13 protein-coding genes and 4 pseudogenes are annotated in these 25,323 nt (G+C 59.9%); 13 read left to right on the plus strand and 4 right to left on the minus strand.

What is annotated here, in order from left to right:
* Positions 1-87: 87 nt before the first annotated feature.
* The gene (locus tag AC5ZG5_RS34275) at positions 88-768 is read right to left on the minus strand and encodes a response regulator transcription factor (RefSeq protein ID WP_456645402.1); all 681 of its coding nucleotides are present in this window, start codon (positions 766-768) and stop codon (positions 88-90) included.
* Positions 765-3,438 (minus strand): annotated as a pseudogene (locus tag AC5ZG5_RS34280) (PAS domain S-box protein). The gene AC5ZG5_RS34275 and the pseudogene AC5ZG5_RS34280 overlap by 4 nt, the downstream one beginning before the upstream one ends.
* Before the next feature lie 925 nt (positions 3,439-4,363).
* Here AC5ZG5_RS34280 and AC5ZG5_RS34285 point away from each other — a divergent pair.
* Both AC5ZG5_RS34285 and AC5ZG5_RS34290 read left to right on the plus strand, forming a co-directional pair.
* Positions 4,364-6,456: pseudogene (locus AC5ZG5_RS34285) on the plus strand (prolyl oligopeptidase family serine peptidase).
* Between the two features lie 456 nt (positions 6,457-6,912).
* A pseudogene (locus AC5ZG5_RS34290) lies at positions 6,913-8,274 on the plus strand (glycoside hydrolase family 127 protein).
* Positions 8,275-8,410: 136 nt separating this feature from the next.
* Here the strand turns inward: AC5ZG5_RS34290 and AC5ZG5_RS34295 are convergent.
* A complete protein-coding gene (locus tag AC5ZG5_RS34295; protein ID WP_456645401.1) occupies positions 8,411-9,523 on the minus strand; it encodes a hypothetical protein in 1,113 nt (370 codons plus the stop codon).
* A 982-nt stretch (positions 9,524-10,505) separates the two neighbouring features.
* On the opposite strand from AC5ZG5_RS34295, the gene AC5ZG5_RS34300 reads away from it, so the two are divergent.
* The 3 genes and pseudogenes from AC5ZG5_RS34300 to AC5ZG5_RS34310 form a co-directional block, all read left to right on the plus strand.
* Positions 10,506-10,889, plus strand: coding sequence for a hypothetical protein (locus AC5ZG5_RS34300; protein WP_456645400.1), 384 nt, complete (start codon positions 10,506-10,508; stop codon positions 10,887-10,889).
* 582 nt (positions 10,890-11,471) lie between these two features.
* Positions 11,472-13,694 carry a hypothetical protein gene (locus tag AC5ZG5_RS34305; protein ID WP_456645399.1) on the plus strand — a complete coding sequence of 741 codons (2,223 nt, stop codon included), beginning with the start codon at positions 11,472-11,474 and terminating at the stop codon, positions 13,692-13,694.
* Between the two features lie 23 nt (positions 13,695-13,717).
* Positions 13,718-13,909, plus strand: a pseudogene (locus AC5ZG5_RS34310) (helix-turn-helix domain-containing protein); the annotation flags it as partial.
* Between the two features lie 998 nt (positions 13,910-14,907).
* On the opposite strand, the gene AC5ZG5_RS34315 reads toward AC5ZG5_RS34310, so the two are convergent.
* Positions 14,908-15,822, minus strand: a complete 915-nt coding sequence (locus AC5ZG5_RS34315) for a xanthine dehydrogenase (RefSeq protein ID WP_456645398.1) — start codon at positions 15,820-15,822, stop codon at positions 14,908-14,910.
* A 507-nt stretch (positions 15,823-16,329) separates the two neighbouring features.
* Between AC5ZG5_RS34315 and AC5ZG5_RS34320 the strand changes: the two genes are divergently transcribed.
* The 8 genes from AC5ZG5_RS34320 (at position 16,330) to nifD (ending at position 25,262) form a co-directional block, all read left to right on the plus strand.
* Complete coding sequence (locus AC5ZG5_RS34320; protein ID WP_456645397.1) at positions 16,330-16,482, plus strand: hypothetical protein; 153 nt, start codon at positions 16,330-16,332, stop codon at positions 16,480-16,482.
* Positions 16,483-17,555: 1,073 nt separating this feature from the next.
* Complete coding sequence (locus tag AC5ZG5_RS34325) at positions 17,556-17,750, plus strand: 4Fe-4S binding protein (RefSeq protein WP_456645419.1); 195 nt, start codon at positions 17,556-17,558, stop codon at positions 17,748-17,750.
* A gap of 10 nt (positions 17,751-17,760) precedes the next feature.
* Positions 17,761-17,946, plus strand: a complete 186-nt coding sequence (locus tag AC5ZG5_RS34330; protein ID WP_456645396.1) for a hypothetical protein — start codon at positions 17,761-17,763, stop codon at positions 17,944-17,946.
* A complete protein-coding gene (gene sufB, locus AC5ZG5_RS34335; RefSeq protein ID WP_456645395.1) occupies positions 17,940-19,436 on the plus strand; it encodes a Fe-S cluster assembly protein SufB in 1,497 nt (498 codons plus the stop codon). The genes AC5ZG5_RS34330 and sufB overlap by 7 nt, the downstream gene beginning before the upstream one ends.
* Positions 19,437-19,497: 61 nt before the next feature.
* Positions 19,498-20,250 carry a Fe-S cluster assembly ATPase SufC gene (gene sufC / locus AC5ZG5_RS34340; protein WP_456645394.1) on the plus strand — a complete coding sequence of 251 codons (753 nt, stop codon included), beginning with the start codon at positions 19,498-19,500 and terminating at the stop codon, positions 20,248-20,250.
* Positions 20,251-20,269: 19 nt separating this feature from the next.
* Positions 20,270-21,607 carry a Fe-S cluster assembly protein SufD gene (gene sufD, locus AC5ZG5_RS34345; RefSeq protein ID WP_456645393.1) on the plus strand — a complete coding sequence of 446 codons (1,338 nt, stop codon included), beginning with the start codon at positions 20,270-20,272 and terminating at the stop codon, positions 21,605-21,607.
* The gene (locus AC5ZG5_RS34350; RefSeq protein ID WP_456645392.1) at positions 21,604-22,851 is read left to right on the plus strand and encodes a cysteine desulfurase; all 1,248 of its coding nucleotides are present in this window, start codon (positions 21,604-21,606) and stop codon (positions 22,849-22,851) included. The genes sufD and AC5ZG5_RS34350 overlap by 4 nt, the downstream gene beginning before the upstream one ends.
* A gap of 908 nt (positions 22,852-23,759) precedes the next feature.
* Positions 23,760-25,262 carry a nitrogenase molybdenum-iron protein alpha chain gene (nifD, locus tag AC5ZG5_RS34355; protein WP_456645391.1) on the plus strand — a complete coding sequence of 501 codons (1,503 nt, stop codon included), beginning with the start codon at positions 23,760-23,762 and terminating at the stop codon, positions 25,260-25,262.
* Positions 25,263-25,323 lie beyond the last annotated feature (61 nt).

The following is a 25,323-nucleotide window of genomic DNA, read 5'->3' on the forward strand; positions in this document are numbered from 1 at the left end:
ACCCCTCCTAACGCAGCAAAGGCGATTGCCGAAGCATAGTCGGCTGGGTCAAGGGTGGGCTTGAGAGATGAAATTGTATAGTCATACTTAGGCTTGTTCCGGCCGGTTGGGACGAATTCCCAGGGGCTCAGCCATTCTGATTAAATCGGCCAGCGACCGTGCGCCCATTTTCTTCATTACCTGTCCGCGGTAGATCTTGATGGTAATTTCGGCCAGCCCGAGCTCTGCGGCTATCTGTTTGTTCATCAGCCCAGCAGTGACCAGTTTCATCACGGCCTGTTCGCGTGGGCTTAAGGCCTCAAACGAGGACTGCAGGTTGGCAACCGTCTTCTCAACCTCCCGCCTTTTGCGATCCCGTTCGGTCGCGGCGACCACGGCGTCAAGCAGCTCCTGATCGCGAAACGGCTTGGTGAGAAAATCGACCGCTCCGCCCTTCATGGCCTTGACGGTCATGGGAATGTCGCCATGACCAGTGATGAAAATGATCGGAATGCGAAGGCTCAACTTGGCGAGCTCAGTCTGCAGCTCGAGGCCACTCAATCCCGGCAGCCTGACGTCAAGGACCAGGCAGCTGGCAACATCCGGAAGCTTGGCTTGCAGCATTTCTTGCGCCGATCCGAACGCAACAACGTCCAAGCCTACCGATCGAAAAAGATTCGCGAGCGAACGACGCATCGAGACGTCGTCGTCGATCACGAAGACGAGCGCTCTTCCGCTCGGCTTCTCCGCTTGCGCGCCTCCGCGCGGCGAGTCACAGCGCCCGGTCACGACACGACCTCTTCATGCAACGGCAGGACCAATTGAAACGTCGCGCCCGGCTCCTGCTTGCAGGCAATCGACAGGCTCCCTCCGTGAGCCTCCACGATCGAACGGCAGATCGAAAGGCCCATTCCAAGGCCGGTTGATTTGGTGGTGAAAAAGGGGTTGAACACCTGGTCAGCGTGGTCCTCGGTGATCCCAACGCCGCAATCTGTCACGGCGAGGTGCACGCCTCCCAGATCGTCCTGGGATGACCGGATCACCAGTTCGCGCGGCCGGTCTCTGACTGTTTGCATGGCCTCAATCGCGTTCATCACGAGATTCATGATCACCTGTTGCAGTTGAACCCGGTCACCCAGGATCATGGGGAGGGCCGCCGCCAACTCGGTTCGCAACGACACCTGGTGGCTGACCAGCTCGCGAGTCACCAGCGCGACAACCTCCTTGACGATCTCATTGATATTGAGCGGCACCATCTCGATCTCGCTTTTCTTGGCCAGCGTGCGGATGCGGCGAATCACCTCGCTCGCCCGGATGGCGTCCTCGATGATCCATTCCACTGAGCAGCGCGCGGCGGAAAGATCAGGAGTTTCGCGATCAAGCCAACCCAGACAAGCCTCGCCGTTGGCGACAATGGCGGCCAACGGCTGGTTTATCTCGTGCGCAATGGAGGTAGTCATCTCGCCCAGCGTCGTTACGCGTGTCACGTGCGCGAGCTCCGCCTGTGCCTTCCGCAGTTCTCGTTCAGCCTGATCTGCGCGGATGGTTGCGGTGATGTCAGTGCTGACGCCGCGATAGCCGAGGAAATTGCCGTCAGCATCAAAGAATGGCTTGCCGCTGGTCCGGACGTAAATTGGAGATCCGGTCCGGGTGACGGTGCGATAGATGAAATCGCGAAATGGAAGTCGCGCGTCGACTGTCGCCTGATGCTGCCGCCACTTCTCAGATTCCGCTTCGACATCGCCCGCAATTTCGCAGCGAAGCAGCCCGACGACTCCCGTGGCCAGAATGCTTGCTGCGCTGGTGTGCCCCGAAAAGCGGGTGACCCGGTGGTCCGGCCCGGTCTCCCAGAGCCAGTCGGAGGCCGTTTCGGCGTAGTCGCGAAAGCGCTGCTCACTTTCGCGCAAGTCAGCAAGAGCCTTTTCCAGCCGTTCCCTAGCTGCGTATTGCTCGGTGACATCCATATGCGTTCCGATGAGCTCGCTGACGTTGCCATCGCTGCCGACCACAGCGTGCGCAACGGAATGTATGCGCCTTATCGCGCCTTCTGGAAGAAGGATTCTGAAATCATATTCGAAGTGCCCTCCCTTGTCTTCGATAGCCTGGCGCGGCACTTCCCGAAGCCGCGGCAAGTCGTCTGGATGGATGCGCGACCGGATGGTCTCTATCGATACAGTCTCTTCCGGATCGAAGCCAAACAGACGATCGACTTCGGCGGAGCGATACACAAATTCGAGACGGTGGACGTCCCAGGACCAGCTGCCCGTGTGACTGAGACGCTGGGCTTCGGCCAGATAGGCCTCGCTACGGCGAAGCTGCTGTTCCGCCTCCTTTGCAGCCGTAATGTCCGTCACTGCCCCGACAAGCTCGATATCGCCAGATGCGGTTCTGATGGCTCGTGCCAGCGCGTGGAGGTGCTTCACCGAGCCGTCCGGCAACAGCAGTCGGTATTCGTGCTCGAAATCCTCTAGGTTTCGGAGCGCTCGATCAATGGTCTGTCGCACGGCAGCCCGATCTTCTGGATGGGCTCGATCAATGACGAGTTGCGGGTTCGGCTTTGTCGCCGGATCGTGTTGGAAAATGCGAAAGGTCTCCTTTGACCAGATGACCTCGCCGGTGGCGACGTTCCAGCCGAAGCTGCCGGTGCGGCTCAATTCCTGCGCCTGGGCCAAATGGGCTTCACTCCGCCGCAGGGCAGTTTCCGTCCGCTTTCGCTCGGTGATATCTTCGCAGGCGATGAGGATGATGAGCTGGTCGTCTGCCCAATGCATGGCTTTGGCGTTTTCCCGCACCCACAGCACCGAGCCATCCTTCTTGACCTTCTGGATGTCCCAAGTGTGCGATTGGCCGACGGTTTCAACGCATAGCCCAAGGCATTTGCGAACAAGGGTAAGATCTTCTTCCAGAAAGACCTTCAGCACGGAATGCCCGACAAGCTCCGAGGGCAAATAGCCGAGCTGTGTTGCGCCCAATGTGTTCACGTTCAGGACCGTTCCGGCGGCATCGACCATGAAGTACATGACCGGATTATGCTCGAAGACTTCGCGCCACCATTTCTCCCGGTCTCGCAACTCAACCTCGCTGCGCCGGAGCCTGGCTGCGGCCTCAAGCGTGGCCTCCCTTTCCCGGCGGACTTTTCGGATGAGGTGAGTTCCGACAAGCAAGGCAACAAGGAGAATCACAACCACCGGAAGATCTTGCGGAGCATCGAACGCAAGATTGGAAGTAGGGGGCGTAAAGAAGTAGGCCAAAACAGCGATGGACAAGGTGGAAAGCACGGCAGATACAATGAGGCTGCCCATAGCGAAAACCGCAAGACCACTACCAACAAGAGAACGCCGTCGCGGCGAAATGGGTATGAAAGTACAAGGAAGTTGTCACCAGCGCCAGGACAATGCCACCAAAAACACGCTGCGCGACTAAGCGTCCGAACTTGGTAAGGGGTCCGAACTTGGTCAGGTGCACCAACTTGGTAAACCAGTTTGGCCTAAATATATAACCTATTGCAAGGATCTGGAAAACTATACTAACGTTTTGACTCGGCTTTGCTTCCGCTCGTCCTGAGGTCCGCCGCTGCCGGTTGCGCGATGAGGCCGTATTTCAAGCTAATTGAGCGACAGATCTCAATCGTTCACGCCTAGCGACTTCCGCGCTTTTATGACGCCAAAAGAACGGTGTCCCTGAGAAGTTAGCCGATCGAGGCGGCCCATCAAAGCCTTTTTAGAACCCATACGGCCAGCGCGCATAGGACCGGCACAGCGCTCGGCCAGGCCGGCACTTCGACTGAAGGGGACCTTTAGGAAGGTGCCGAATGTTGGCAATCATCCTAAATCTAGGCCGCCCTACGGGCACGAGCGAGCCTTTCGCGTTGCCCCGCGGGATCCGCTCGGTAGGTTCCCCAGCGCGTGGACTCAATTGATCCTAGCCAGACGGGCGAGGGTGATGAAAGCAAACGTCGCTGATGTCGGTGTAGCTCGTACCGCAAGCGCCTCTTTGCGCGGCAAGAATGGTCTCGGCTCTCAGCAACCAAGTTCTCGATCTTACCCTGATCCAGAGGTACGGACGTTGCGAGCGCGGCCACTTGGGGTGGGGCGGTGTCGCCCAGGTGCTCGGCAGTCGTCCCCCAAGGCAAGGAAAGCCGAGCTCGCATCGAGATGAAGTTGCCACGGGCAGTTTGGGGTCGAAGCCTTGAGGATGTGCGTCGTGGCCAGATGCGTAAGAGCGCGCCCAGTCAACTACCAACTTCAGCAATTGATGGAATTGACGGACACGTGGCAATCAGCATAACGGCCGCCACATCAAAGAACTGCGGATGCAATATATGAAAAGCTTTGATGCGATGCCGTGTCGGGAGTGCGCGTCAATGGCAGCGGTGGAGTGAAGAGTGGTCAAAGCAGGCGCGACGACAACGTCGCAGGCTGGAAAGCCGACGCTTTCCGCTCCAGACGATGATCCCTATCTATGGTTGGAACAGATCGAAGGCGCGCGAGCGCTGAAATTTGTCGAACAGCAGAATGGCAAGACGCTGCAGGTGTTTGGGGGCGTGGCATTCGAGCGGGATCGCGACGCGCTGACCTCGATTTATGATCGACCGGACAATATCGCCTACGTCAGCCGGCGCGGCGGCCATTTCTACAATCTCTGGAAGGACGCCAACAATCCACGCGGCTTCTTGCGACGAACCACTCTGGAAGAATTTCGCACGCCGAAGCCGTCATGGGAAGTTCTGCTCGACGTCGATCAGCTCGCGGTCAGCGAAGGCGAAGACTGGCTTCTGAAGGCGACGGTCTCGCTGGCCGGGAATCATAGCAGGACGATTTTGAGCCTATCGCGCGGCGGCAGTGATGCCGTCACCTGCGTGAGTTCGATACCGACGCGAAGACCTTTGTCCGCGATGGCTTCGTCTTGCCGGAAGCCAAGAGCGCGGTTGAATGGATAGATCCGGATACGCTGGTGCTGTCGAGCTCTCATGGGTAGGGCATGGCGACGACCTCCGGCTATGCGCGTACAGTGAGGCTATGGCGGCGCGGTACGCAGGCCGATCAAGCGCCAGTGATCTTTGAGATCGTAGCCGATCATGTCGGAGCCGGCTGCAACGTCGACCACACCGTCGTGCCGCCACGGCTGTGGTTGGTCGATCAGGTAGACGCCTTCAATTGTGCCAACTGGCTCGTCGATGAATCCGGTGCTACGACGAAGATCAATCTGCCAAGCAATATCCGGATCCTCCTCCATCGCGACTGGCTTGCCATCAGACCGCGCGAATCCTGGTCTGTGGCGGGGCAGACCTATGCCGCGGATACGGTGCTCGTCATCTCTTTGGCCGCTTTCCTTGAAGGCAACCGTCAGTTCGAGGTTCTTTTCGAACCAGGCCCACGCCGGGCGCTGCAGGGACTCTTTTGGAGTGCCGGCAAGCTCGTGCTTTCCATTCTCAACGAACTGCGGCCGCTCTTCGAGATCTGCTCGCCATCCGATAAAGGGTGGAGCCGCGCGCAACTGCGCGGGCTTCCCGACATAGGGGTGGTCCCGTCTGGCCCCTTGATAGCGATCCATCCGAAAGCAATGGCGACCTGCTCGTCGATAGCCAGGATCCGCTCACGCCAGCTTCGCTTATGCTGGTCCAGAATAACGTCGGCAGTCCGACCGTGCTCAAGCAGGCGCCCAAGACCTTCACCGCGGATGGGCTGGTGGTTACCCAACACGAGGCCATTTCGATTGATGGCGAGCGCATCCCTTACGTACAGACCGGCCCGGCCGACGAGACGGGCGATGCGCCCGTCCATATGAGCGGCTACGGCGGTTTTGGGATCTCGGTGAGGCCGTTCTACAATTCAGCGCTTGGCAAGCTTTGGCTCGAGCGCGGCGGCACCACGGTCCAGGCGAATCTACGCGGCGGCGGCGAGTTCGGCACGCGCTGGCACGATGCCGGCCGGCTCGGGGGGAAGAAATTGTCGCACGACGACTTCGCTGCCGTTGCCGCCGATCTCGTGCGTCGTGGCGTGACGGAGCCGAAGCGGATCGCGGCCCAGGGCGGATCGAACGGCGGCATCCTTCGCCAATATGCTGACGCGCTATCCGGAACGCTTCGGCGCGCTGTTCTGCACGATCCCGCTGATCGACATGCGCCGCTACACCAAGCTTCTGGCAGAGGCAAGCTGGATTGCAGAATATGGGGACCCGGATAAGCTCGAGCACTGGGAGTGGCTCAAGACCTATTCCGCATATCATGCCGCCAAGCGCGGCCAAAAATACCCGCCAATCCTGATCGCCACTACGCGGCGGGACGATCGTGTTCATCCTGGACACGCGCGCAAGATGGCCGCGAAGCTCCAGGCGATGGGCTACGAGGCCTTTTTCTACGAGCCGGCGGCGGGCGGACATGGTTACGGCCGGGACAACAGGGAGCGGGCCGGCTTCGAGGTGCTGGGCTTTCGATTCCTGAAGAGCACGATCGGCTGGCTTGACGACGAGGCTTAGTTAGGCGGCCCCTGCGCTTGTGATCCCACAAACTCCAGCGTGATTGTTGCATGAGATTTCAGCGGTAGGAGATTGGAAAGAAGCTCGGTTTGACCAGCCCTTTCTGAGCCCTACGTTATCCAGCGGCATGGGGGGCAGCCTTTCCATTTCTAACGTTTCAATGTTCGCATGGAGAATACGATTGCGCAGCCGCCAATTTCGAGGCGGCAACCTCAACAACGCGATCATGGCGAGCTGGCTTGCCTGAGCTAGGCGCCCCGTTCGCCACACACGAAGGAGAACGAGATGAATCAGCGGGATGTGGCCGAAGTCAATCTTCACGACCTACAGGTCTCGGATCCGCTGATTGGGAATGCCAGCAATTGGTGAGGGCCGTGGCGATTCCCTATCAATGGGACGCGCTGAACGACCGCAATGCCGAAGCGACACCGAGCCACGTGGTAGAAAACTTCCGTATTGACCGCCGGACGTGCGAATGGGGAATTCTACGGCACGGTTTTTCAGGACAGTGATGTCGCAAAATGGCTAGAGGCGGTTGCTTGGTCGCTGTGCCAGACACCCAATCCGGACCTGGAGAAAGCCGCCGATGAGCTGATTGAATTGATGGCGGCCGCCCAATGCGGCGACGGCTATCTCAACACTTATTTCATGCTAAAGGCGCCTCAGGAGCGCTGGAGCAATCTAGCCGAATGCCATGAGCTTTACTGTGCCGGCCGCTTGACTGAAGCTGGCATCGCTTTCTTTCTGGCTACTGGCAAACGACGCCTGCTGGAGGTCGTTTGCAGACTTGCTGACCACCTCGCCACAGTTTTCGACCCGGAGCGCGATCAGCTACACGGCTATGATGGCCATCCAGAAATTGAACTTGCATTGACGCGCCTCTACGAAGTGACGCAGGAGCAGCGATATCTGACGCTAGCCAATTATTTCGTGGAGCAACGCGGCACCGAGCCGCACTTCTATGACATAGAACACGAGAAACGCCGGCAATCCTGCGACGTCAAATCACATGGCATGCCCTGGACGGTGAAAAATAAGGCCTATAGCCAGGCGCACCTGCCAATTTCGGAACAGCGGACTGCAACCGGTCATGCGGTGCGTTTTGTATACCTCATGACTGCGGTCGCTCATCTCGCGCGTCTGCGTCAGAACGAGCAGCACCGCCAGGCTTGCCTGCGGCTATGGCAAAACATGGTGTAGCGCCAGATCTATATTACCGGCGGTATCGGCTCGCAAAGCTTCGGCGAAGCGTTCAGCAGCGATTACGATCTGCCGAACGATACCGCGTACGCGGAAAGTTGCGCGTCGATTGGCCTGATGATGTTGGCGCGCCGTATGCTGGAGATGGAAGTGGACAGTCGCTATGCCGACTTGATGGAGCGCGCGCTCTACAATACGGTCCTGGGCAGTATCGCCTTCGATGGGCGTCACTATTTCTATGTTAACCCGCTCGAAGTTCATCCCAAAACGCTGCGGTCCAATGGCATCTACAATCATGTCAGGCCGGTGCGGCAACGCTGGTTTGGCTGCGCGTGCTGTCCGCCGAACATCGCACGCCTTTTCACATCGATCGGTCATTACATCTATACGCCATGCTCCGACGCGCTCTATATCAATCTCTACATTGGCAATAGCGTGGCAGTATCGGTCGGCGGGCATACGCTGCGGTTGCTCATGAGCGGCAACTATCCGTGGAGGGACGAGGTGGAAATCGCCGTGGAATCTGCACAGCCGATCGCCCACACGCCTGGTCAGCCATCTCCGGTTCTGTGCCTTTCGCTGATCCGGCCGGAAAGTCAGCGCTCTTGCCGCGCCTAGGCCCGCGACGTCATCATTACGGCCAAACTTGATCGTACCTTCGGATCGGACGCGCACGCGTTCGGCACGCTCGACTTCTAGATAACTGAAAGCAGGCGCGCCACCCCCGGCCGATTCGACCACAGGCGATAGCTCGTCAGGACTGCGAAGATTGATGGCTGGAATCCGAGGGGCAAGGAGTTCGAGAGTCCGCCATCATCTCGGGCGTATCGGAGCTGACCCTTGCTTTCTTGATGCGCGGACCATCTTGCGGTGCGTCAGCCGTGTTCGGATTATCTACGCTGGCTGTCCGATAGTCAGCTAGATTGCCGCCCAGAAACAAGACCTCGGTCTCCTCGGTCGGTATTCCCCTCACCCAATCTCGCAGCTCCTCATCTCCGGGAGCATGCCCACGCTCTAGAATATCGTTGATTTTTTTGATCGGCCAAGCGGTGACGCTTGGTACCGTGTAGGTGTGCAGCTTCTTAGCATTCTTTGCAATCGCGTTCGCGCCATTCTCACTGTCGTCCTTTGAAAGGAGCAGTCGTGAGGGGTCCTGGGACAATGACACAAAAGCACTCTCTCTAAGGCCTTTGGTATGCCATGCAGCGAGGCGCGCCATATCAATTTCGTCCTCTCTTTCGTCGTCCGAGCAGATAGCAGCCTTTGAAACATGCGGGCTCGCGTGAGCACGCAAATCCGCTAAGGAACGCACATGCGCGATGGCACTCACCTCCTGCTCTAGGAGGGGCTCGCAATCGATGTCCTCGTTCTGAAAACGGCGCAGCGGCAGATACGATGATGCCACTACGTCGTCGAAGATGCGGTCGCCGTCAACACTGCCGGCAGAAGATCCGGTGGTTCGTGGCCACTGTACTGCTCGCTGCGCAGCGAGTTTGATCTCGTTCTTCAGCGCCTTAACGTTCGCTCCGGTTAGCGATGCGGCAAGTTCGGCGCGCCCCCTGACAAAGGATGCGGCCGGGCACCGCTCGCTTTCCTGGATAGCGCACGCTCTCAGATTGCCCTTCGTCATGGTCGAGGGTGATCCAATCCCGGAATCCATCAAAGCGACAGCTGAATCCGATGTTCGGTGGATTGGCCGCAACTCACTCAGCTGCTGCTCAAAGTTCGCTTGATCCGGGGACGGGTGTGCGGGTGAGCTGGTTTGTGCGCTCAGGTCGCCCGGCTGTTGCTGCGCCCGCTGCTGCTGCCGCAGGAGATCGTCAGCTTCAATGGAGTCTTTTGCGGTGTTTGGTGGATCGATATTCATCTGTTTCCCTCCAGCATGGGTCATTTCAGGCTTTATTTTCGTAGGGGCGGCTTTCGAGAAGCTGACGAGTCAGGAAGGAATGCGACCGACGCCCAACTTTTCGGGCGCTTCCCCGCTCGGCTGCCGTCGCTGCGGAGGAGAGCGTCCCACGAACCTGCGTACACCAGGTAATCCCGCGTCTTTGGCGCGTCTAATGGGGGCATAGGATAACGTTGCGGCTGTGTAGCTCCTCTGCCAATAGTTTAGCTGCCGCGGGTGGTGTGCTGGCAGCCATGCTGCCCCCATGCGAGGCGGCTGGAAGTCGCGCAGAGCCTCGGAACGAAGCCGCAGTTAGCAACGCATCGCGGCTGAGACTTGAAGGAAGCGAAGACTTCTGCGCACACAACCGGCACATCGAATCTGCCGAGCATCTGCTCCGGCCCTTTTGTTGGGGGGCAGCTGCTACCAGCAGGAGCGTAACCGGCGGCGCTGGCCCACCCTTTGCCAACCAAGCGGACGGCTCGTTGGCCTGCAACAGCACCACCTTGAGAACAGTGCGGGCAGAGGGCTCTCTCCTCTCCAGTCGCGCTCGCCATCGTGGCGCGCCGCGGCGCCTGCGGCCCAGGCACCCTGCAAGATCTATCGAGATCAGCCGCAGCGCAAGCATCGGCCGGCAAGGCTCATGATTTTGATTTCGACTTCAGGATGATGACCTGCACGGCCATAGGGCAATCCGCTGCCCATACTGGGCTGCTAGTGGAGCGGCAAACGGTGGTTGCAATTGCTTTCACTTTCCCGGCTCAAAACTCTCTCTTGGTCATAGCAGCCTTTCTTCGGCAGATACCGATGCTGCTGCGTCCGCAGAAAGAACGCTTTGGCCATTGGCTCATACTCTATTTTCTCTAAACCGCGTCAGCTTCTCGAAAGCTAACGGTAGTAGCGTGGGGGTAGAGAGCGAACGCTGCTGCTCAGATATGCGAAACGGCGCCAACCGGACGGGAACATGGCCCCATTTAACAATATCAACCCGTTCGACGGAGATTTTGCTGCCCACAACTCCACGGTCCAACAGCCGCAACAGCAGCAAGCGGAATTTGAGCAGCACTTGGGTGAGGTGCCACGGGTCGATGCCGCAAATGCCGGCAGAGAGCTTTTTGATATCTCTGAGGAAGACGATCGCCTCATCCAAGTAGCGGCCGATGCAGCCCGTGATCGGCGGGCGCCGCGGAGCACCGTCACCGTAGGCATTTATGATCGTCGTCTTCGCAAATTGGCTGATGCGCTCAAGCGTTCTGGCCAAACTATTGCTATGCTCGATGACGAGTCGTTGCTCGATCGCGCTAAGCGGCTGTTTCCAGGTAATCGTCCCCGCGTTGTCAATGCTTAGTCGATATCGTGAGCCCGGTGCCGGCGCTCGCCCCATTACAACACATTATCGCGCGTCCAAAGAAGACGAGCGCCTCATCAGGGCGGCGGCCGAAGCAGGCTTTGGTCGAGCGATCGACCGGAAAACCGCCGAAAATTATTCTAGCAATCTTCGCAAGTTATCTGCAGCACTCCGGCCTTCCTCGATTGCTATGCTCGGTCACGATTCGCTGGTCGGCCACGCTAAGAGGTTGTTTCCGAGCGACAACAAACTCATTTATGCGGTGAACAGGCTTCGTGACTACCGCGAGAGCGCCGGGCAGGGCACTTCGCGCGAGGAGGGAGGCAGTTCGCGGTTGCCATTAGAGCCGGCCACCCATGCGCCCGTGCAAAGTTTCGGTCAGGAGCAGCTTTTGGGTAGTGCCGCGGATCGGGGCGGCCCGGTGCTGGCCGACAGATTCGATGCGCCGGAGCTTTGGCAGGGAATGGGTTCAGCCGCCCCCTGGCCCGTGCAAAGTGTCGACCAGGAGCAGCCTTTGGATGCCGCGGATCGGGCGGCGCGGTGGCAGCCGACAGATTCGATGCGCCGGAGGTTTGCCAAGGAATGGGTTCAGCCGCCCCCTGGCCCGTGCAAAGTGTCGACCAGGAGCAGCTTTTGGATGCCGCGGATCGGGGCGGCGCGGTGGCAGCCGACAGATTCGATGCGCCGGAGGTTAGGCAGGGAATGGGTTCAGCCGCCCACTGGCCCCTGCAAAGTGTCGACCAGGAGGAATATTTGGATGCCGCGGATCTGGACCCGCTGCCAGCCGACCCATTCGATTTCGCCTCAACGAACTGGGTGCGTCAACAATCGGGCAGCGCGGGCCCGCAAGAGAGCTTACCGGCGCCCCCGTCCGCAGATGCGGCGGCCTTTGGGTGGCAGCTGAGCGAGATTGGCAATTCAGGCGGCCGCATGCTGATGCAGGCCCCTATCCATCACGTGGGTGCATCGCCATGGGCGGCGCAGCCCATGATGCAGGGGAGCGGGCACGAATACATCCCAGTGCCGGATGGCGCAGGCGGTGAGGCGATGCTGGGCGCCTCGGCGCTGCAGCCGGGTCAGTCAATTGGGGTTTATGTAGATGGCAGCGCGCGCCCTCTTTATTCCGAAGACGCGTCCCTTATCTTGGGACTTGAGGAGGCGATCATCGGGTCCAATGGAGAGCATCTTCTCAGCTTGGGGCGTTGGCTCTTTGAAAACAACAAGCCGAGCATTGCTGCTCGGTTTTACGACGAATCGCTGACCCAGGATGTCGAGGAGTTCGAGAGAAACGGTGGTCCCTCGTCCGTCGTTACGGCATTAGCTCATCTCAAGGCCTCCTTGTCGGCGGGCGTTGCCCCGCCGATTGTAAGACGCGCTGTCCTCAATCCTTATCCCGACGACGCGGCCCTCATCAAAGCGTACAAAGCAGCGCCTGCGGAAGGGATCATTCAAGATACCGTCAGCGGTTATGCAAAACGTCTTAGAAGGTTCAGCGACCACCTGCGCAAAAACAACAAGCCGACGATTGCTGCTCGCCTTTACGACAAGTCGCTGGATAAAGATGGCAAGGACTATAAGGAATCCGGTGGGCCCGACATCGGTGCCGCACTGGCTCATGTCCGGAAGTCGCTGCCGCGCGCCGGAGCGTTGGAACTTGGGCAGCACAGTGCCCGCGTTCCTTATCCCGAACACGCGGTCGCGAGGCGCGTCGGGGACGCCGCTGCGCAGCACAGCGTGTCGGAGGGAGCTGTCAGCTGGCCAGAGGTCCTCCTCCCTGCGGAACGTCACGATCAGGATGTGGTTTCGGGCATGATGGACCAAGCCGACCCCTCTTCGCCTCTCGAGCCAACCGCGCGCCATCACCGGGCACCGGATCCCGGAGATGCCGTTCACCCCTTGAACTGGCCCCACGATCACCAGCCGGCTCCGGACGAGCTGACCGGGAGCAATCTTCTGCCAAGAGAAGAGGTCCGCATCGGTGAGGATTACATGAGGCAATTGAGACCAGCGAAGAGGCAGAGGGCGCTAAGCGATCCGCAAGGGGATGCCTTTGGGCGGCAGCCGAGCGAGATCGGCAATTCAGGCGGTCGCGTGCTGATGCAGGCCCCCATTCATCAACCGGGTGCATCGGCATGGGAGGCGCAGCCCATATTGCAGGGGAGCGGGCACGAATACATCCAAGCGACGCATGCCGGACGCGGTGGCTCAATGCCCTCGGCGGTGCAGCCGGATCGTCCAATAGTGGTCTCCGACGGTCGCGACAAGCGGCCGCCTTATTTCAACGATGCGACTGCTATCGAAGGGCTGAGGTCGGCACTCCGCGCGGGTAACGCCAAGGAGAGCACGGTCACGCGCAATGTAAACGCTCTTTTCGCCTTTAGTCGTTGGCTCCTTCAAAACAACAGGTCGGGATTTGCGGCTCGGCTTTACGATCCGCTGCTGAAAGATGATCTCAACGAGTACGAGAGCAAGGGTGGTTCCTCATCCGTCGCTAGGGCACTAGATCATCTCAAGAAGTCGGCGAGTGGAGCCGCGCCAACGGTGGGCCGCGCTGTCCTGAATCCTGATCCTGACGACGCGGCGCTCATCAGAAATTACAGAGCGGCTCTCATCAACGAGTACGAGGCAGCGCCTGCGACCGGGCTGGCTCCAGATACCGCTCGCTGTTATGCAACCGCTCTTAACGGTTTCAGTCAATACCTGCGTGAAAACAACAAGCCGAGGATTGCGGCTCGGATTCACGAGGAGTCGCTGGATAAAGACGTCGAGAGCTATAGGGCGTCGTCCAATGGTGAGCCAAAGTGATGATGGAAGACGGTCCACGGTGGTGGATCAACGGCAAGAACCCGCTGCAATACGGTTTCGATTTTGGCTTGTGGACGCGGCAAATCGTGCGCGAACTGGTGGAGCGGGAATTCGGCGTGAGGCTGAGTCTGGCGTCGATCGGGGGGATGCTGGCGCGCTTGGGATTGAGCGCGCAGAAGCCATTGCAACGCGCCTATCAGCGTGACCCGGAGGCACCAGCTTTGGTGCGTTCCTTCTTCAAGCATCCAGATGTCGCCGATATTTCTGACCTATGAGTAAGTGAGATCAGATCCGTGCGGAACGACATTTGGCGTTGTCGTAGGTTGCTTCAAACCGGGCTGCCCGATGCGGAGCGAAAAATGGTCGAGAAGCGCCTGGTTGAACAACGTTCCGCCTTTGAACGGCTCTTGGCGACCACATTTCCTTTGACGTTGAGGCTTCGAAATCAATTCGGACCTGCGCCGCTTAAGTAATCAACCGAAGAGCTTTTGAACTCCTTGTCAATCGAGAGCATCTCGTGACTGGGAGTGGCTTGTATGCGACACCTCCGGCAAAGTTCAGATGGAGTAGGAGAAATCTCCAATCGCCGCAACACATCGCGGCGAACGTGGGTTAGCTCGCGCCTTACTTATGATGTCGGCTGAATGCGGCTTCTCGCGCAGGATCACGTTGGGAGTGTCGGTAGTGGCGCCGCGACGCCCGGGCCTTGGTGGTCGATGCGCGCATGGATCTTCGTCGAGAGTCCTCAGCAGTGTCCTTCCACAGACGGCGACCTGCACTGTTTGGCCCTTGAGGCATGCTGATGCACCCGCACGATCGAGCTGTCGATCATCCGAGCCTTGCCATCAAAAGCCTTTAACCGCGCCATGAGTCTGTCCAGATGCCAGCCTTGCGCCAGCGATTGAACCGATTGGAGGCGGTCGTGTCGTCCATACACTCGGGCAAATCCCGCAACGGCGCTGCGCATCCTCAGCATCCAAAAGATGCCATTCATGAGCCATCGATTATTCTGCGGCTGCTGGCCGCTTCCGTCCCTTCGGCAGCACTGGCCAATGACACTCGCTCGAATTCCGTTCGGTTGTGGCGAATGATCAAGACTCGATCGAGGACTTGAAACGTCTCCCGCTGCTTTCCGCCATAGTTGAGTACAGAACCTGGGCGACGCAGGTCCTAGCTCGATGCTCGCTCCTCACCGACCGTGTTTCGGCCGTCTTCAAAGATCCTGCTTACGAGCTGTCACGCTGGACAGCGTGTGCATGGTATGACAATTCTTCCTGCGACGACCTGTCCGGTCGACAAGTTCCGCCGCACCTCGGCGGATCGCAGCGAGTGTGGCCGTAGCGATTGCCCTGCCGCGGCTGTCGATTCCAGTCCATTGTGCCAACCGGCCGCGCGGATCGATCTCCAAGAGCTTGACGCCGGCATGAACATCGCTGCCGTTACGCACGATGCCGCGCAGCACACCGTCCCGCGAGGCCAACACTGGCACGCCGGAGAGATGGCCGAGTACGAGGTCTTTGTAGACGCGCGTGCCGATTTCGACCGGCGTCCGCCAATGGCCGGCGAAGCTTGAGTAGACAAAGCGTTCCGCGCCGAGAGCACCAAGTCGGCTCGCAATGCCATCAGCAGTATCGGTCCACCCGTCCCCCTCGACGAGGCCTATCCTGGCCGGCCGGGTTTCGACTGCGATGTGGCAGTTCGAGGTTGCGGAAAAGCCGGGACCTATGCCTATCGTCCACGGAGCCAGCCGGCGCAGATCGGGCGTGATCCGGCGCTTCTGCAGACGCGCATCGATCAGCACATCGATCTGACAGATCGGCAACAGGTCGAGAAGACCCAGCCAGGAGACGAGGACCTGTCCTCGCCTGCTGCAATTGCCGCGAACCGCTTTAAGCACCTGCATGACGTCATCGACGCGTTCACCGACGACATCTTCTATCTGCGCGCTGCCGGCAAACAGCGCGTCATGAAAGGCCATCTTGCGCCGGATCACAGGCGGATCGGGATCATACGAGAGCACCGCGCAGTTGTCGCCGCGTGCAAGCTGGACAGCTATGGCGGACGCTATCTCGTTGGTGCCGAGAACGATGGCAAAAAGTTCTTTTCGGTGATCAATTCGTGAAGACATTCGAACTACCAATCGAAGTGTCGTTGTGGTGCCACTATCGACAAAATACTGCCGCTCCACAGTTGCGATGAGCTGGAGCAAGAGCCGGGCCAATGGCCAGACCGACCAGCCATAGATTGCCGCCGCAACTGGTCGAAGTGTGCAGCACGCGCTTTCCGCCCGAGAGCAACCCTCGGCTCGTCTCAAATCCGCCAATCTGTTGCCAACGCGACATTGCGCAAAATCGGGGGCTATCCGCGTTGCTCGCGCTGGCCTCCTCGGCGCTTCCAAAGATCCGCGCGTGTCGTCCATCATTGCTCGAATGGCAATGATGTAGAGCTCGGCGGCACGCCAAAGGGTCGATGGGGTGCTGGACGACCGCGCGCCATTCCGGCCATCGATTCCGACATCGCCCCGTACCTATGCTAGCTAATCTGATCGGCAAACCATGAAGCTGCGCCGCCTGGTTGTGCGCGACCGCAGAGCCATGGATGGTGGAGAGCTATTGGCTCCAGAAGAGGCTGTCAGGTGAAGCCCACCCGCGACCGCAAGCAGGTCCAGTTCAAAGGCAACATCGGCAACAGTTCCCCGCCCCACGCTGCCAGCTCCAAGATTGCGGTCGTTGCCAAGTCCGACGCGATCGTACTGATGCGGGGTGGTTCCGCGATTGGCAAGAGCTAGTCGTCAGGGCGTGCACGAGCTGTCGCCGCGCGGCGAGGGACCCTTTATTAAGATTTGCTTGGCGCTGCCTGAGACGGTGCTGGAATGGGACTATCCGCCTTGGTGAAGAGGTCTTCACCGGAGCGCTGAATTCGCGCAGGGAATGATTCGAGCCGGCTGACAAGGCAACGCTGCTTCTCGACGATCGGTGAGATCGCGCCACCCCTTGCAGAGCCTCCTCTGTGTCCTGCAGCGGCAGCCGTTCCAGCGCGTTGGCGATACTATCAACGTCGACGTACTGTCATTGACCCCAGCAACCGCAATCCCGAGGAGGCGGTGGCGCGAAACCCAGTTTCGCGCAGATCTACTATCGCATTAGCGCCGTGCCCATCCTGTTGCGACCCTTTGCGCCAGAGGCGCAGGGACATCCCGCCTGCTCGCGGCCGAGCTCTTGGAGAATTTCTATGGCGAGAACGGTCGTGAATTGAGCTTCGATACCAGTTGCGAAGGACGTGCAGATGAATTGCCCCGGCAATGGCGCGAGCTCGCGCGTGCAGCGGAGCGCGACGCTGGCCCAGGAACCTGCGATCATCAGGGCCGGCCGACCTTGCCGGCTGCCACGGCCAGCGTCTGTCGGCGATGCCGTGGAGATGCGGATCGGATGAGCCTCCACTGCGGCAGCTGCCAACCGTCCCGCTGTCGCCGAAGCTCCGGGGTCGATGAAGACGGCCGACCGGGTCACCGCACATCCGAGTTCGAATGTCTGCAAGTTGCGGCCGAGTCCGGATGAGCGACGGGGACTTGCGAGCGGCACAAAGAGGACCGACCGCCGCCGCGTCATCATAGCCATGGAGAAGTCGGGCGGCGTGAAGGCGAAGGTGGCTCGCCCATTCGGCGACCCCCAAATCGGCTAGGCGCGCAAGAAGTGGCGCATCCAGATCAAGCGCCTGTGACCCGAGTGTCGCGGTCGCGACACGCTGTCCGGCCTAGGACAGGCGGGAGACGGAAAATAGCCGAGATAAATCAAGGCTCGACGTTTGGCACGAGCCTTGAAGGAAAGCCGTCGCGCATCGCCTGCCAAGGAATCGGAGTTTATGGCTTACAAGATAATCGCCTCCCAGTGCACCGTCTGCGGCGCATGTGAGTTCGAATGCCCGAACGCAGCAATCAGCCTCAAGAACGACATATATGTAATTGATCCGAAGAAGTGCACCCAATGCGAGGATCATTGCGACACGCCGCAATGCGCCGTTATCTGCCCGGTGCCCGGCACGTGCGTGCAGGGATAAGGAGTGGCCGATGAGCGGGTCCGCTGCGCGCAGCAAGATTGAAGCGCGATCGGTGGCCGCCTTTCTGATGGGCGGCCTCGCTGGCCCCGAGCTGCGGGTGACTTACGCGATCGCGTATGCGGCGAAGGGCGCGCGCCGCGGCCGTCGTCGGGCATGGCCGGAGTCCTTGCGCGAGCGGCGGAGCGGGCAATGGTAGCCGCACAAGAGACGGTCGAGCGCGTCAGGCGCATCGACGTCGATCAGTATCGATATGGGTTCGAGACGCTTATCGAATCCGAAAAGGCCCCCAAGGGGCTGTCGGAAGATATCGTCCGCTTCATCTCAGAGAAAAAGAACGAACCGGCCTGGATGCTGGAATGGCGCCTGGAGGCGTACCGCCGCTGGCTGACCATGACCGAGCCGACCTGGGCGCGCGTCAACTATCCCAAGATCGACTACCAGGACCTCTATTATTACGCGGCGCCGAAGCCGAAGAAGACGCTGTCGTCGATCGACGAGATCGATCCGGAGATTCTCAAGACCTACGAGAAGCTCGGCATTCCCTTGCGGGAGGTCGCGATCCTCGAGGGCGTCGAGCCGCCTCCGGGCGGGGAGCCGTCGGAGCAGCGCAAGATCGCGGTCGATGCCGTGTTCGATTCGGTGTCGGTGGCGACCACCTTCCAGAAGGAACTGAAGAAGGCCGGCGTGATCTTCATGCCGATCTCGGAAGCGATCCGCGAGCATCCTGAACTCGTGAAGAAGTATCTCGGCAGCGTGGTGCCGACGTCAGACAATTTCTTCGCCACCCTGAACTCGGCGGTGTTCTCCGACGGCTCGTTCGTTTACGTGCCGCCGGGCGTGCGCTGCCCGATGGAATTGTCGACCTATTTCCGCATCAACGAGCGCAACACCGGCCAGTTCGAGCGCACGCTGATCATCGCCGACAAGGGCTCATATGTCTCTTACCTCGAAGGCTGCACCGCGCCGCAGCGCGACGAGAATCAGTTGCATGCGGCCGTGGTCGAACTGATCGCGCTCGATGACGCCGAGATCAAATATTCGACGGTGCAGAACTGGTACCCCGGCAACTCGGAAGGGCTGGGCGGCATCTACAACTTCGTCACCAAGCGTGGCGACTGCCGCGGCGCCAATTCGAAGATCTCCTGGACCCAGGTCGAGACCGGATCTGCGATCACCTGGAAATATCCGAGCTGCATCCTGCGCGGCGATAATTCGCGCGGCGAGTTCTACTCGATCGCGATCTCGAACGGCTACCAGCAGGTCGACAGCGGCACCAAGATGATCCATCTCGGCAAGAACACCTCGAGCCGGATCATCTCCAAGGGCATCGCCGCCGGCAAGTCGCAGAACACCTATCGCGGCCTTGTCACCGCGCACCGCAAAGCTACTGGCGCGCGCAACTACACCGCCTGCGACTCGCTCCTGATCGGCGATAAATGCGGCGCGCACACCGTGCCTTACGTCGAGGCGAAGAACTCGTCGGCGACGTTCGAGCACGAGGCGACGACTTCGAAGATCTCCGAGGACGTCTTGTTCTACTGCGTGCAGCGCGGGCTGAGCCAGGAGGAGGCGGTTGGCCTTGTCGTCAACGGCTTCGTCAAGGACGTGCTGCAGCAGCTGCCGATGGAGTTCGCGGTCGAGGCGCAAAAGCTGATCTCGATCTCGCTCGAAGGTTCGGTCGGATAATCCTCATCCCTGGCGGGCCTGCCGTACTGGCGCCTCGGGATGACACTTAGGAAAACTGAAAATGGCATTGCTTGAAGTGAAAGATCTGCAGGTTCGTGTCGAGGATCGCGAAATCCTCCACGGACTTTCGCTCACTGTGAACCCGGGCGAGGTGCACGCGATCATGGGGCCGAACGGCTCCGGCAAATCGACACTGTCGCATGTCATCGCCGGCAAGCCCGGCTATGAAGTCACGGGCGGACAGATCCTGTTCCGCGGCGAAGACCTCTTGGAGATGGCGCCGGACGAGCGCGCCGCCAAGGGCGTGTTCCTGGCGTTCCAGTACCCGGTCGAAATCCCCGGCGTCGCCACCATGAACTTCCTGCGCACGGCGCTGAACGCGCAGCGCAAGGCGCGCGGCGAGAGCGAATATTCGACACCGGACTTCCTGAAGAAGGTCCGTGAGGTCGCAAAGTCGCTCAACATTCCGCAGGACATGCTCAAGCGCGGCGTCAATGTCGGTTTCTCCGGCGGCGAGAAGAAGCGCAACGAGATCCTGCAGATGGCGCTGTTCGAGCCGAGCCTCTGTATCCTCGATGAAATGGACTCGGGTCTCGACATCGACGCGCTGAGGATCGCGGCCGACGGTGTCAACGCGCTGCGCTCGCCCGAGCGTGCCATGGTTGTGATCACCCACTATCAGCGGCTGCTCAACTACATCGTGCCGGACTATGTGCACGTGGTGGCCAAGGGCTCGGTGGTGAAGAGCGGCGACAAGGATCTCGCGCTGAAGCTCGAGGCCGCCGGCTACGCTCCGTTCGAGCACGCGGCCTAGAGGGCGCAAGGAGTTTTCGATGAACCTGGTCCTGTCAAAAACCGATCCCGGACGTGCGGTGGGCAATGTGTTCGTTAAGGCCAACGGACGGCTGCCCGGCGCAGGCTCTGTTGCCGACATCCGCGCGAGGGCATTCGACGCTTACAAGCGCGCCGGCTTACCGCACCGGCGGATCGAGGAATGGAAATACACCGACCTGTGCGTGCTAATGCGCCACGTCCTACCGCTCGCGCCGCAACCGGATGCGGCTGCGCTCGCGCGGGCAAGGGCTGCAGTCGCGCAAGCTGCCGTCGAGAAGGGAGCGGTCGAGGGCGCAGCGAAGCTAGTGCTCGTCGATGGTTTGTTCGCGCCCAATCTCTCCGACATCGCCGAGCTGGGCCAGAGCGTCAACGTACGCACGCTGCGCGAAGTTCTGGACGATCCAGCTAACGAGGGGAGAGGCGACCTGCTGCTGACCGCAACGACAGATGCGGTGATCTCGCTCAATGCCGCGATGGTGACCGACGGCGTGGTCATCACGGTCACCGACGGCACCGAGTTATCCCGACCGATTCAAATCGTCCATGTCGCAACCACCTCGTCGGCGTCAAGCTTCACTCGCTCGCATCTGAGGCTTGGCAAGGGCGTGCAGGCGGCCGTGGTCGAAAGCTTTATTGCGGCCGAAGGCGCCCGCAACCATCAGGCCAATGATGCGGTGATCGTCTCGGTTGGTGAGGCGGCCAATCTTGCCCATCTGCACGTCGTGGCGGACGGGGCGGACGCCACCAACATTTCCTCCGGATTTTTCGCGCTCGGGGCGAGCGCGAAACTCAAATTGTTCAGCATGATCTGTGGTGGTGCTGTGAGCCGATACCAGGCATTCATCACATTGGCGGGCGAGGGCTCCGAGCTCTCCGTCAACGGCATCAACCTGCTGAGGGACAAACAGCATGGTGACACGACCTTGGTCGTCGACCACGCTGTGCCGCATTGCACGAGCCGGGCGAATTTCCGCGCGGTCGTCGACGACTGTGGCCACTCGGTATTCCAGGGCCGCATCATCGTGCGTCCTGATGCACAGAAGACGGACGGCAGGATGATGACGCGTGCGCTTTTGCTTTCCGACGAGGCTGAAGCCGACAACAAGCCGGAGCTGGAAATCTTTGCCGACGATGTCACCTGCGGCCATGGTGCGGCATCCGGCGCACTGGATGAGACTCTGCTGTTCTATCTACGCGCACGCGGCCTTTCCGGGAAGGAGGCACAGGCGCTCTTGGTCCAGGCTTTCCTCGGCGAAGCTATCGAGGAAATCGCCGACGGGAGGTTACGCGAATTCGTGATAGTACAGGCCGAGCGCTGGCTGGAGGCGAGGGGATGAGCACGCATCCGGCGGTCGCCAACGGCGCTTACGATGTTGCGCGGGTGCGTGAGGACTTTCCGGCGCTGGCGCTGCAGGTCTATGGCAAGCCGCTGGTCTATCTCGATAACGCCGCCTCGGCGCAGAAGCCAAAGGCGGTGCTCGATCGCATGATGCAGGCTTACACGTCCGAATATGCCAACGTGCATCGCGGTCTGCACTATCTGGCTAACGCCGCGACCGAGGCCTATGAGGGCGCCCGCACCAAAGTGGCGCAGTTCCTCAACGCGCGCCGCACCGAAGAGATTGTCTTCACTCGTAGCGCTACCGAGGCGATCAATCTGGTCGCCCAGACCTTTGGCCGCGAACGCATCTCACCCGGGGATGAGATTGTTCTCTCGATCATGGAGCACCACGCCAACATCGTGCCCTGGCATTTTCTGAGGGAACGCCACGGCGTTGTCATCAAATGGGCGCCGGTGGACGACGAGGGCAATTTTCTCATCGAGGAGTTCGAGCGGCTTCTGACCGAGCGCACCAAAATGGTTGCGATCACACAGATGTCCAACGCGCTCGGCACTGTCCTGCCGGTGAAGGAGATCGTGAGGATCGCGCATGCACGCGGCATCGAGGTGTTGGTCGACGGCTCGCAAGGCTGCGTCCATCTGGATGTTGATGTCCGCGACATTGATTGCGATTTTTACGTGATGACGGGCCACAAACTTTATGGGCCGACCGGTATCGGCGTGCTTTACGGCAAATATGCGCATCTGGCGTCGATGCCGCCCTTCAACGGTGGCGGCGAGATGATCCGCGAGGTCTCGCGTGACGGTGTCACATATGGTGATCCACCTCACCGGTTTGAGGCTGGCACTCCCCCGATCGTCGAGGCGATCGGTCTGGGCGCGGCTGTGGACTATATCAATTCAATAGGCAAGCCACAGATCCACAAGCACGAGAGCGCACTGCTTGCTTATGCGCAGGAGAAGCTGCGCGGCATCAATTCCTTACGCATTATTGGAACGGCGGCAGAGAAGGGCGCAATCATCTCCTTCGATATGAAAGTCGCGCATGCGCACGATTTTGCCACCGTCATCGATCGTGCAGGCGTGGCGGTGCGCGCCGGGACCCATTGCGCGATGCCGCTGCTCGAGCGGTTTGGCGCGCCAGCAACGTGCCGCGCTTCGTTCGCCCTCTACAACACCTATGAAGAGATCGATGCGCTGGCGGGTGCCCTTGTCAAGGCGCAGGAGCTGTTCTCATGAGGGCAGGAACGGGCCCAGAACCATGAGGCGCGTTGTGTATACGCGAATTGCCACTGCTATGCACGAACCTCATATCGCAGGACGCCTCCGCCGGCGAGTGCGTCCGCTCCTTGACGCTGATTAAGAACGACGCAGACAACCGCATACCGGCGAGCCGCTGGTCTATCCGGGCGACGCCGGGATGTGCGGCAGAGCTGGCGTTTTCTTCATGATCTCTACTACACCCGCTTGAGTTCATGGCGCACGCCGCTTCGTCATCATTCGCGCTCACGAGCCGGTTCGTCTCGAGCACAGGGCGGGTCTCTCGGCAGAGTCGAGGATCAGGTTAGTTGCGTCAACGCGTATCAGCTAGGGCAGCCTCGGCCTCGGCTGCACACGTAAGATCCTGGAGCTGAAAATCGTTCGGGCGCTGTGGCTTGAGATGCTCAGGCGCTCGAACACCCCCCGCGCGTCGGCCGCGACGATTTCCCTGGTTGGTCGACCCAATAGCAGGATGGCGGCGAGGCACGCGCAAGGCACCATCGCGGGCGAGGTGTGCACCGGTCGGGCTTCGCGACGATCCGTGAGCCAGATTGGCTGCCGCGGCCTTGCAGCTGGGTCGCTTCGTTAGATAGCTTCCGGCAGTAGGCCCCGGCAAGTATCGCAATACTCTCGCGGGATTGTGTGGAAAATCCGCGGGTGCAAAACCATGCGTGCCCGGCTTGTTTTGTTTCGAACAGGATCAAACGAGCAGGTCCGTGGACACGTTCGATGTCGGGTTTGCAACAACAGTCCGGTCTGCCGCGCGAGTGTGGCTATCTGCTTCCAACTGCGTGGATTTTTGCGTTCACGCCGCGGCTGGCATGGTCGTTGCAAACTCTTGGTCGAGAGCCGTCATCGCAACAGGAAACCTTCTGAAGGATATCAGCATGAGTCTCGCCACGACCCAGAGCATCGCGGAAATCAAAGCCCGCAACAAAGAGCTGATTGAGGAGGTGCTGAAGATCTATCCGGAGAAGACGGCGAAACGGCGCGCCAAGCACCTCAATGTTCACGAGGCCGGCAAGTCGGACTGCGGAGTCAAGTCCAATCTCAAATCGATCCCAGGCGTGATGACGATCCGCGGTTGCGCCTACGCGGGTTCCAAGGGTGTGGTCTGGGGCCCGATCAAGGACATGATCCACATTAGCCACGGTCCGGTCGGCTGTGGACAGTACTCGTGGGGCTCGCGGCGTAACTATTACGTTGGCACGACAGGCATCGATAGTTTCGTGACCTTGCAATTCACCTCCGATTTCCAGGAAAAGGATATCGTGTTCGGCGGCGACAAGAAGCTCGTCAAAATCATTGACGAGATCCAGGAGCTGTTCCCGCTCAACAACGGCATCACCATCCAGTCGGAATGCCCAATCGGCCTGATCGGTGACGACATCGAGGCGGTCTCCAGGTCGAAGTCGAAGGAATATGGCGGCAAGACTATCGTGCCGGTCCGCTGCGAGGGCTTTCGCGGCGTGTCGCAGTCGCTCGGCCACCATATTGCCAACGACGCGGTGCGCGACTGGGTGTTTGACAAGGTCTCGCCCGAGGGCAAGCCGACGTTTGAGCCGACTCCCTACGATGTCGCGATCATCGGCGACTACAATATCGGCGGCGACGCCTGGTCATCCCGAATCCTGCTGGAGGAAATGGGCCTGCGCGTAATCGCGCAGTGGTCCGGCGACGGTTCTCTGGCCGAGCTCGAGGCGACGCCGAAGGCGAAGCTTAATGTGCTGCATTGCTACCGCTCGATGAACTACATCTCACGCCACATGGAGGAGAAGTTTGGGATTCCATGGTGCGAATACAACTTCTTCGGGCCCTCTAAGATCGTGGAGTCGCTGCGCAAGATCGCCGGCTTTTTCGACGACAAGATCAAGGAGGGTGCCGAGCGGGTGATTGTAAAATATCAGCCGCTGGTGGACGCGGTGGTCGCAAAATATCGCCCGCGCCTGGAAGGCAAGAGCGTGATGCTGTTCGTTGGCGGACTGCGTCCGCGCCACGTGATCGGCGCCTATGAAGATCTCGGCATGGAGGTCGTCGGCACCGGCTACGAGTTCGGCCATAATGACGACTACCAGCGCACCGCCCAGCACTACGTCAAGGATGGCACGTTGATCTACGACGACGTCACCGGCTACGAGTTCGAACGCTTCGTCGAGAAGGTTCAGCCTGACCTGGTCGGCTCGGGGATCAAGGAAAAATATGTCTTCCAGAAGATGGGCGTGCCGTTCCGCCAAATGCACTCCTGGGACTATTCGGGTCCGTATCATGGCTATGACGGATTTGCGATCTTCGCGCGCGACATGGACATGGCCATCAACTCGCCGATCTGGAAGAGGACCAAGGCGCCCTGGAAGGATGTCCAAAAGGCGAAACTGTTAGCTGCCGAATAACGCAAAGTGACCGGCTCTCTGCCTGAGGGCCGGAGCTGATATTGATGACGATTTTTGAAAG

Source organism: Bradyrhizobium sp. Ses1, from assembly GCF_059512365.1.

Coding starts and splice junctions, on each gene's coding strand:
- nifD (WP_456645391.1), top strand. CDS start 23,760: ATGAGTCTCGCCACGACCCAGAGCATCGCGGAAATCAAAGCCCGCAAC.
- AC5ZG5_RS34305 (WP_456645399.1), top strand. CDS start 11,472: ATGGGTTCAGCCGCCCCCTGGCCCGTGCAAAGTGTCGACCAGGAGCAG.
- sufB (WP_456645395.1), top strand. CDS start 17,940: ATGGTAGCCGCACAAGAGACGGTCGAGCGCGTCAGGCGCATCGACGTC.
- sufD (WP_456645393.1), top strand. CDS start 20,270: ATGAACCTGGTCCTGTCAAAAACCGATCCCGGACGTGCGGTGGGCAAT.
- AC5ZG5_RS34295 (WP_456645401.1), bottom strand. CDS start 9,523: ATGAATATCGATCCACCAAACACCGCAAAAGACTCCATTGAAGCTGAC.
- AC5ZG5_RS34350 (WP_456645392.1), top strand. CDS start 21,604: ATGAGCACGCATCCGGCGGTCGCCAACGGCGCTTACGATGTTGCGCGG.
- AC5ZG5_RS34300 (WP_456645400.1), top strand. CDS start 10,506: ATGGCCCCATTTAACAATATCAACCCGTTCGACGGAGATTTTGCTGCC.
- AC5ZG5_RS34330 (WP_456645396.1), top strand. CDS start 17,761: ATGAGCGGGTCCGCTGCGCGCAGCAAGATTGAAGCGCGATCGGTGGCC.
- AC5ZG5_RS34315 (WP_456645398.1), bottom strand. CDS start 15,822: ATGTCTTCACGAATTGATCACCGAAAAGAACTTTTTGCCATCGTTCTC.
- sufC (WP_456645394.1), top strand. CDS start 19,498: ATGGCATTGCTTGAAGTGAAAGATCTGCAGGTTCGTGTCGAGGATCGC.
- AC5ZG5_RS34325 (WP_456645419.1), top strand. CDS start 17,556: ATGGCTTACAAGATAATCGCCTCCCAGTGCACCGTCTGCGGCGCATGT.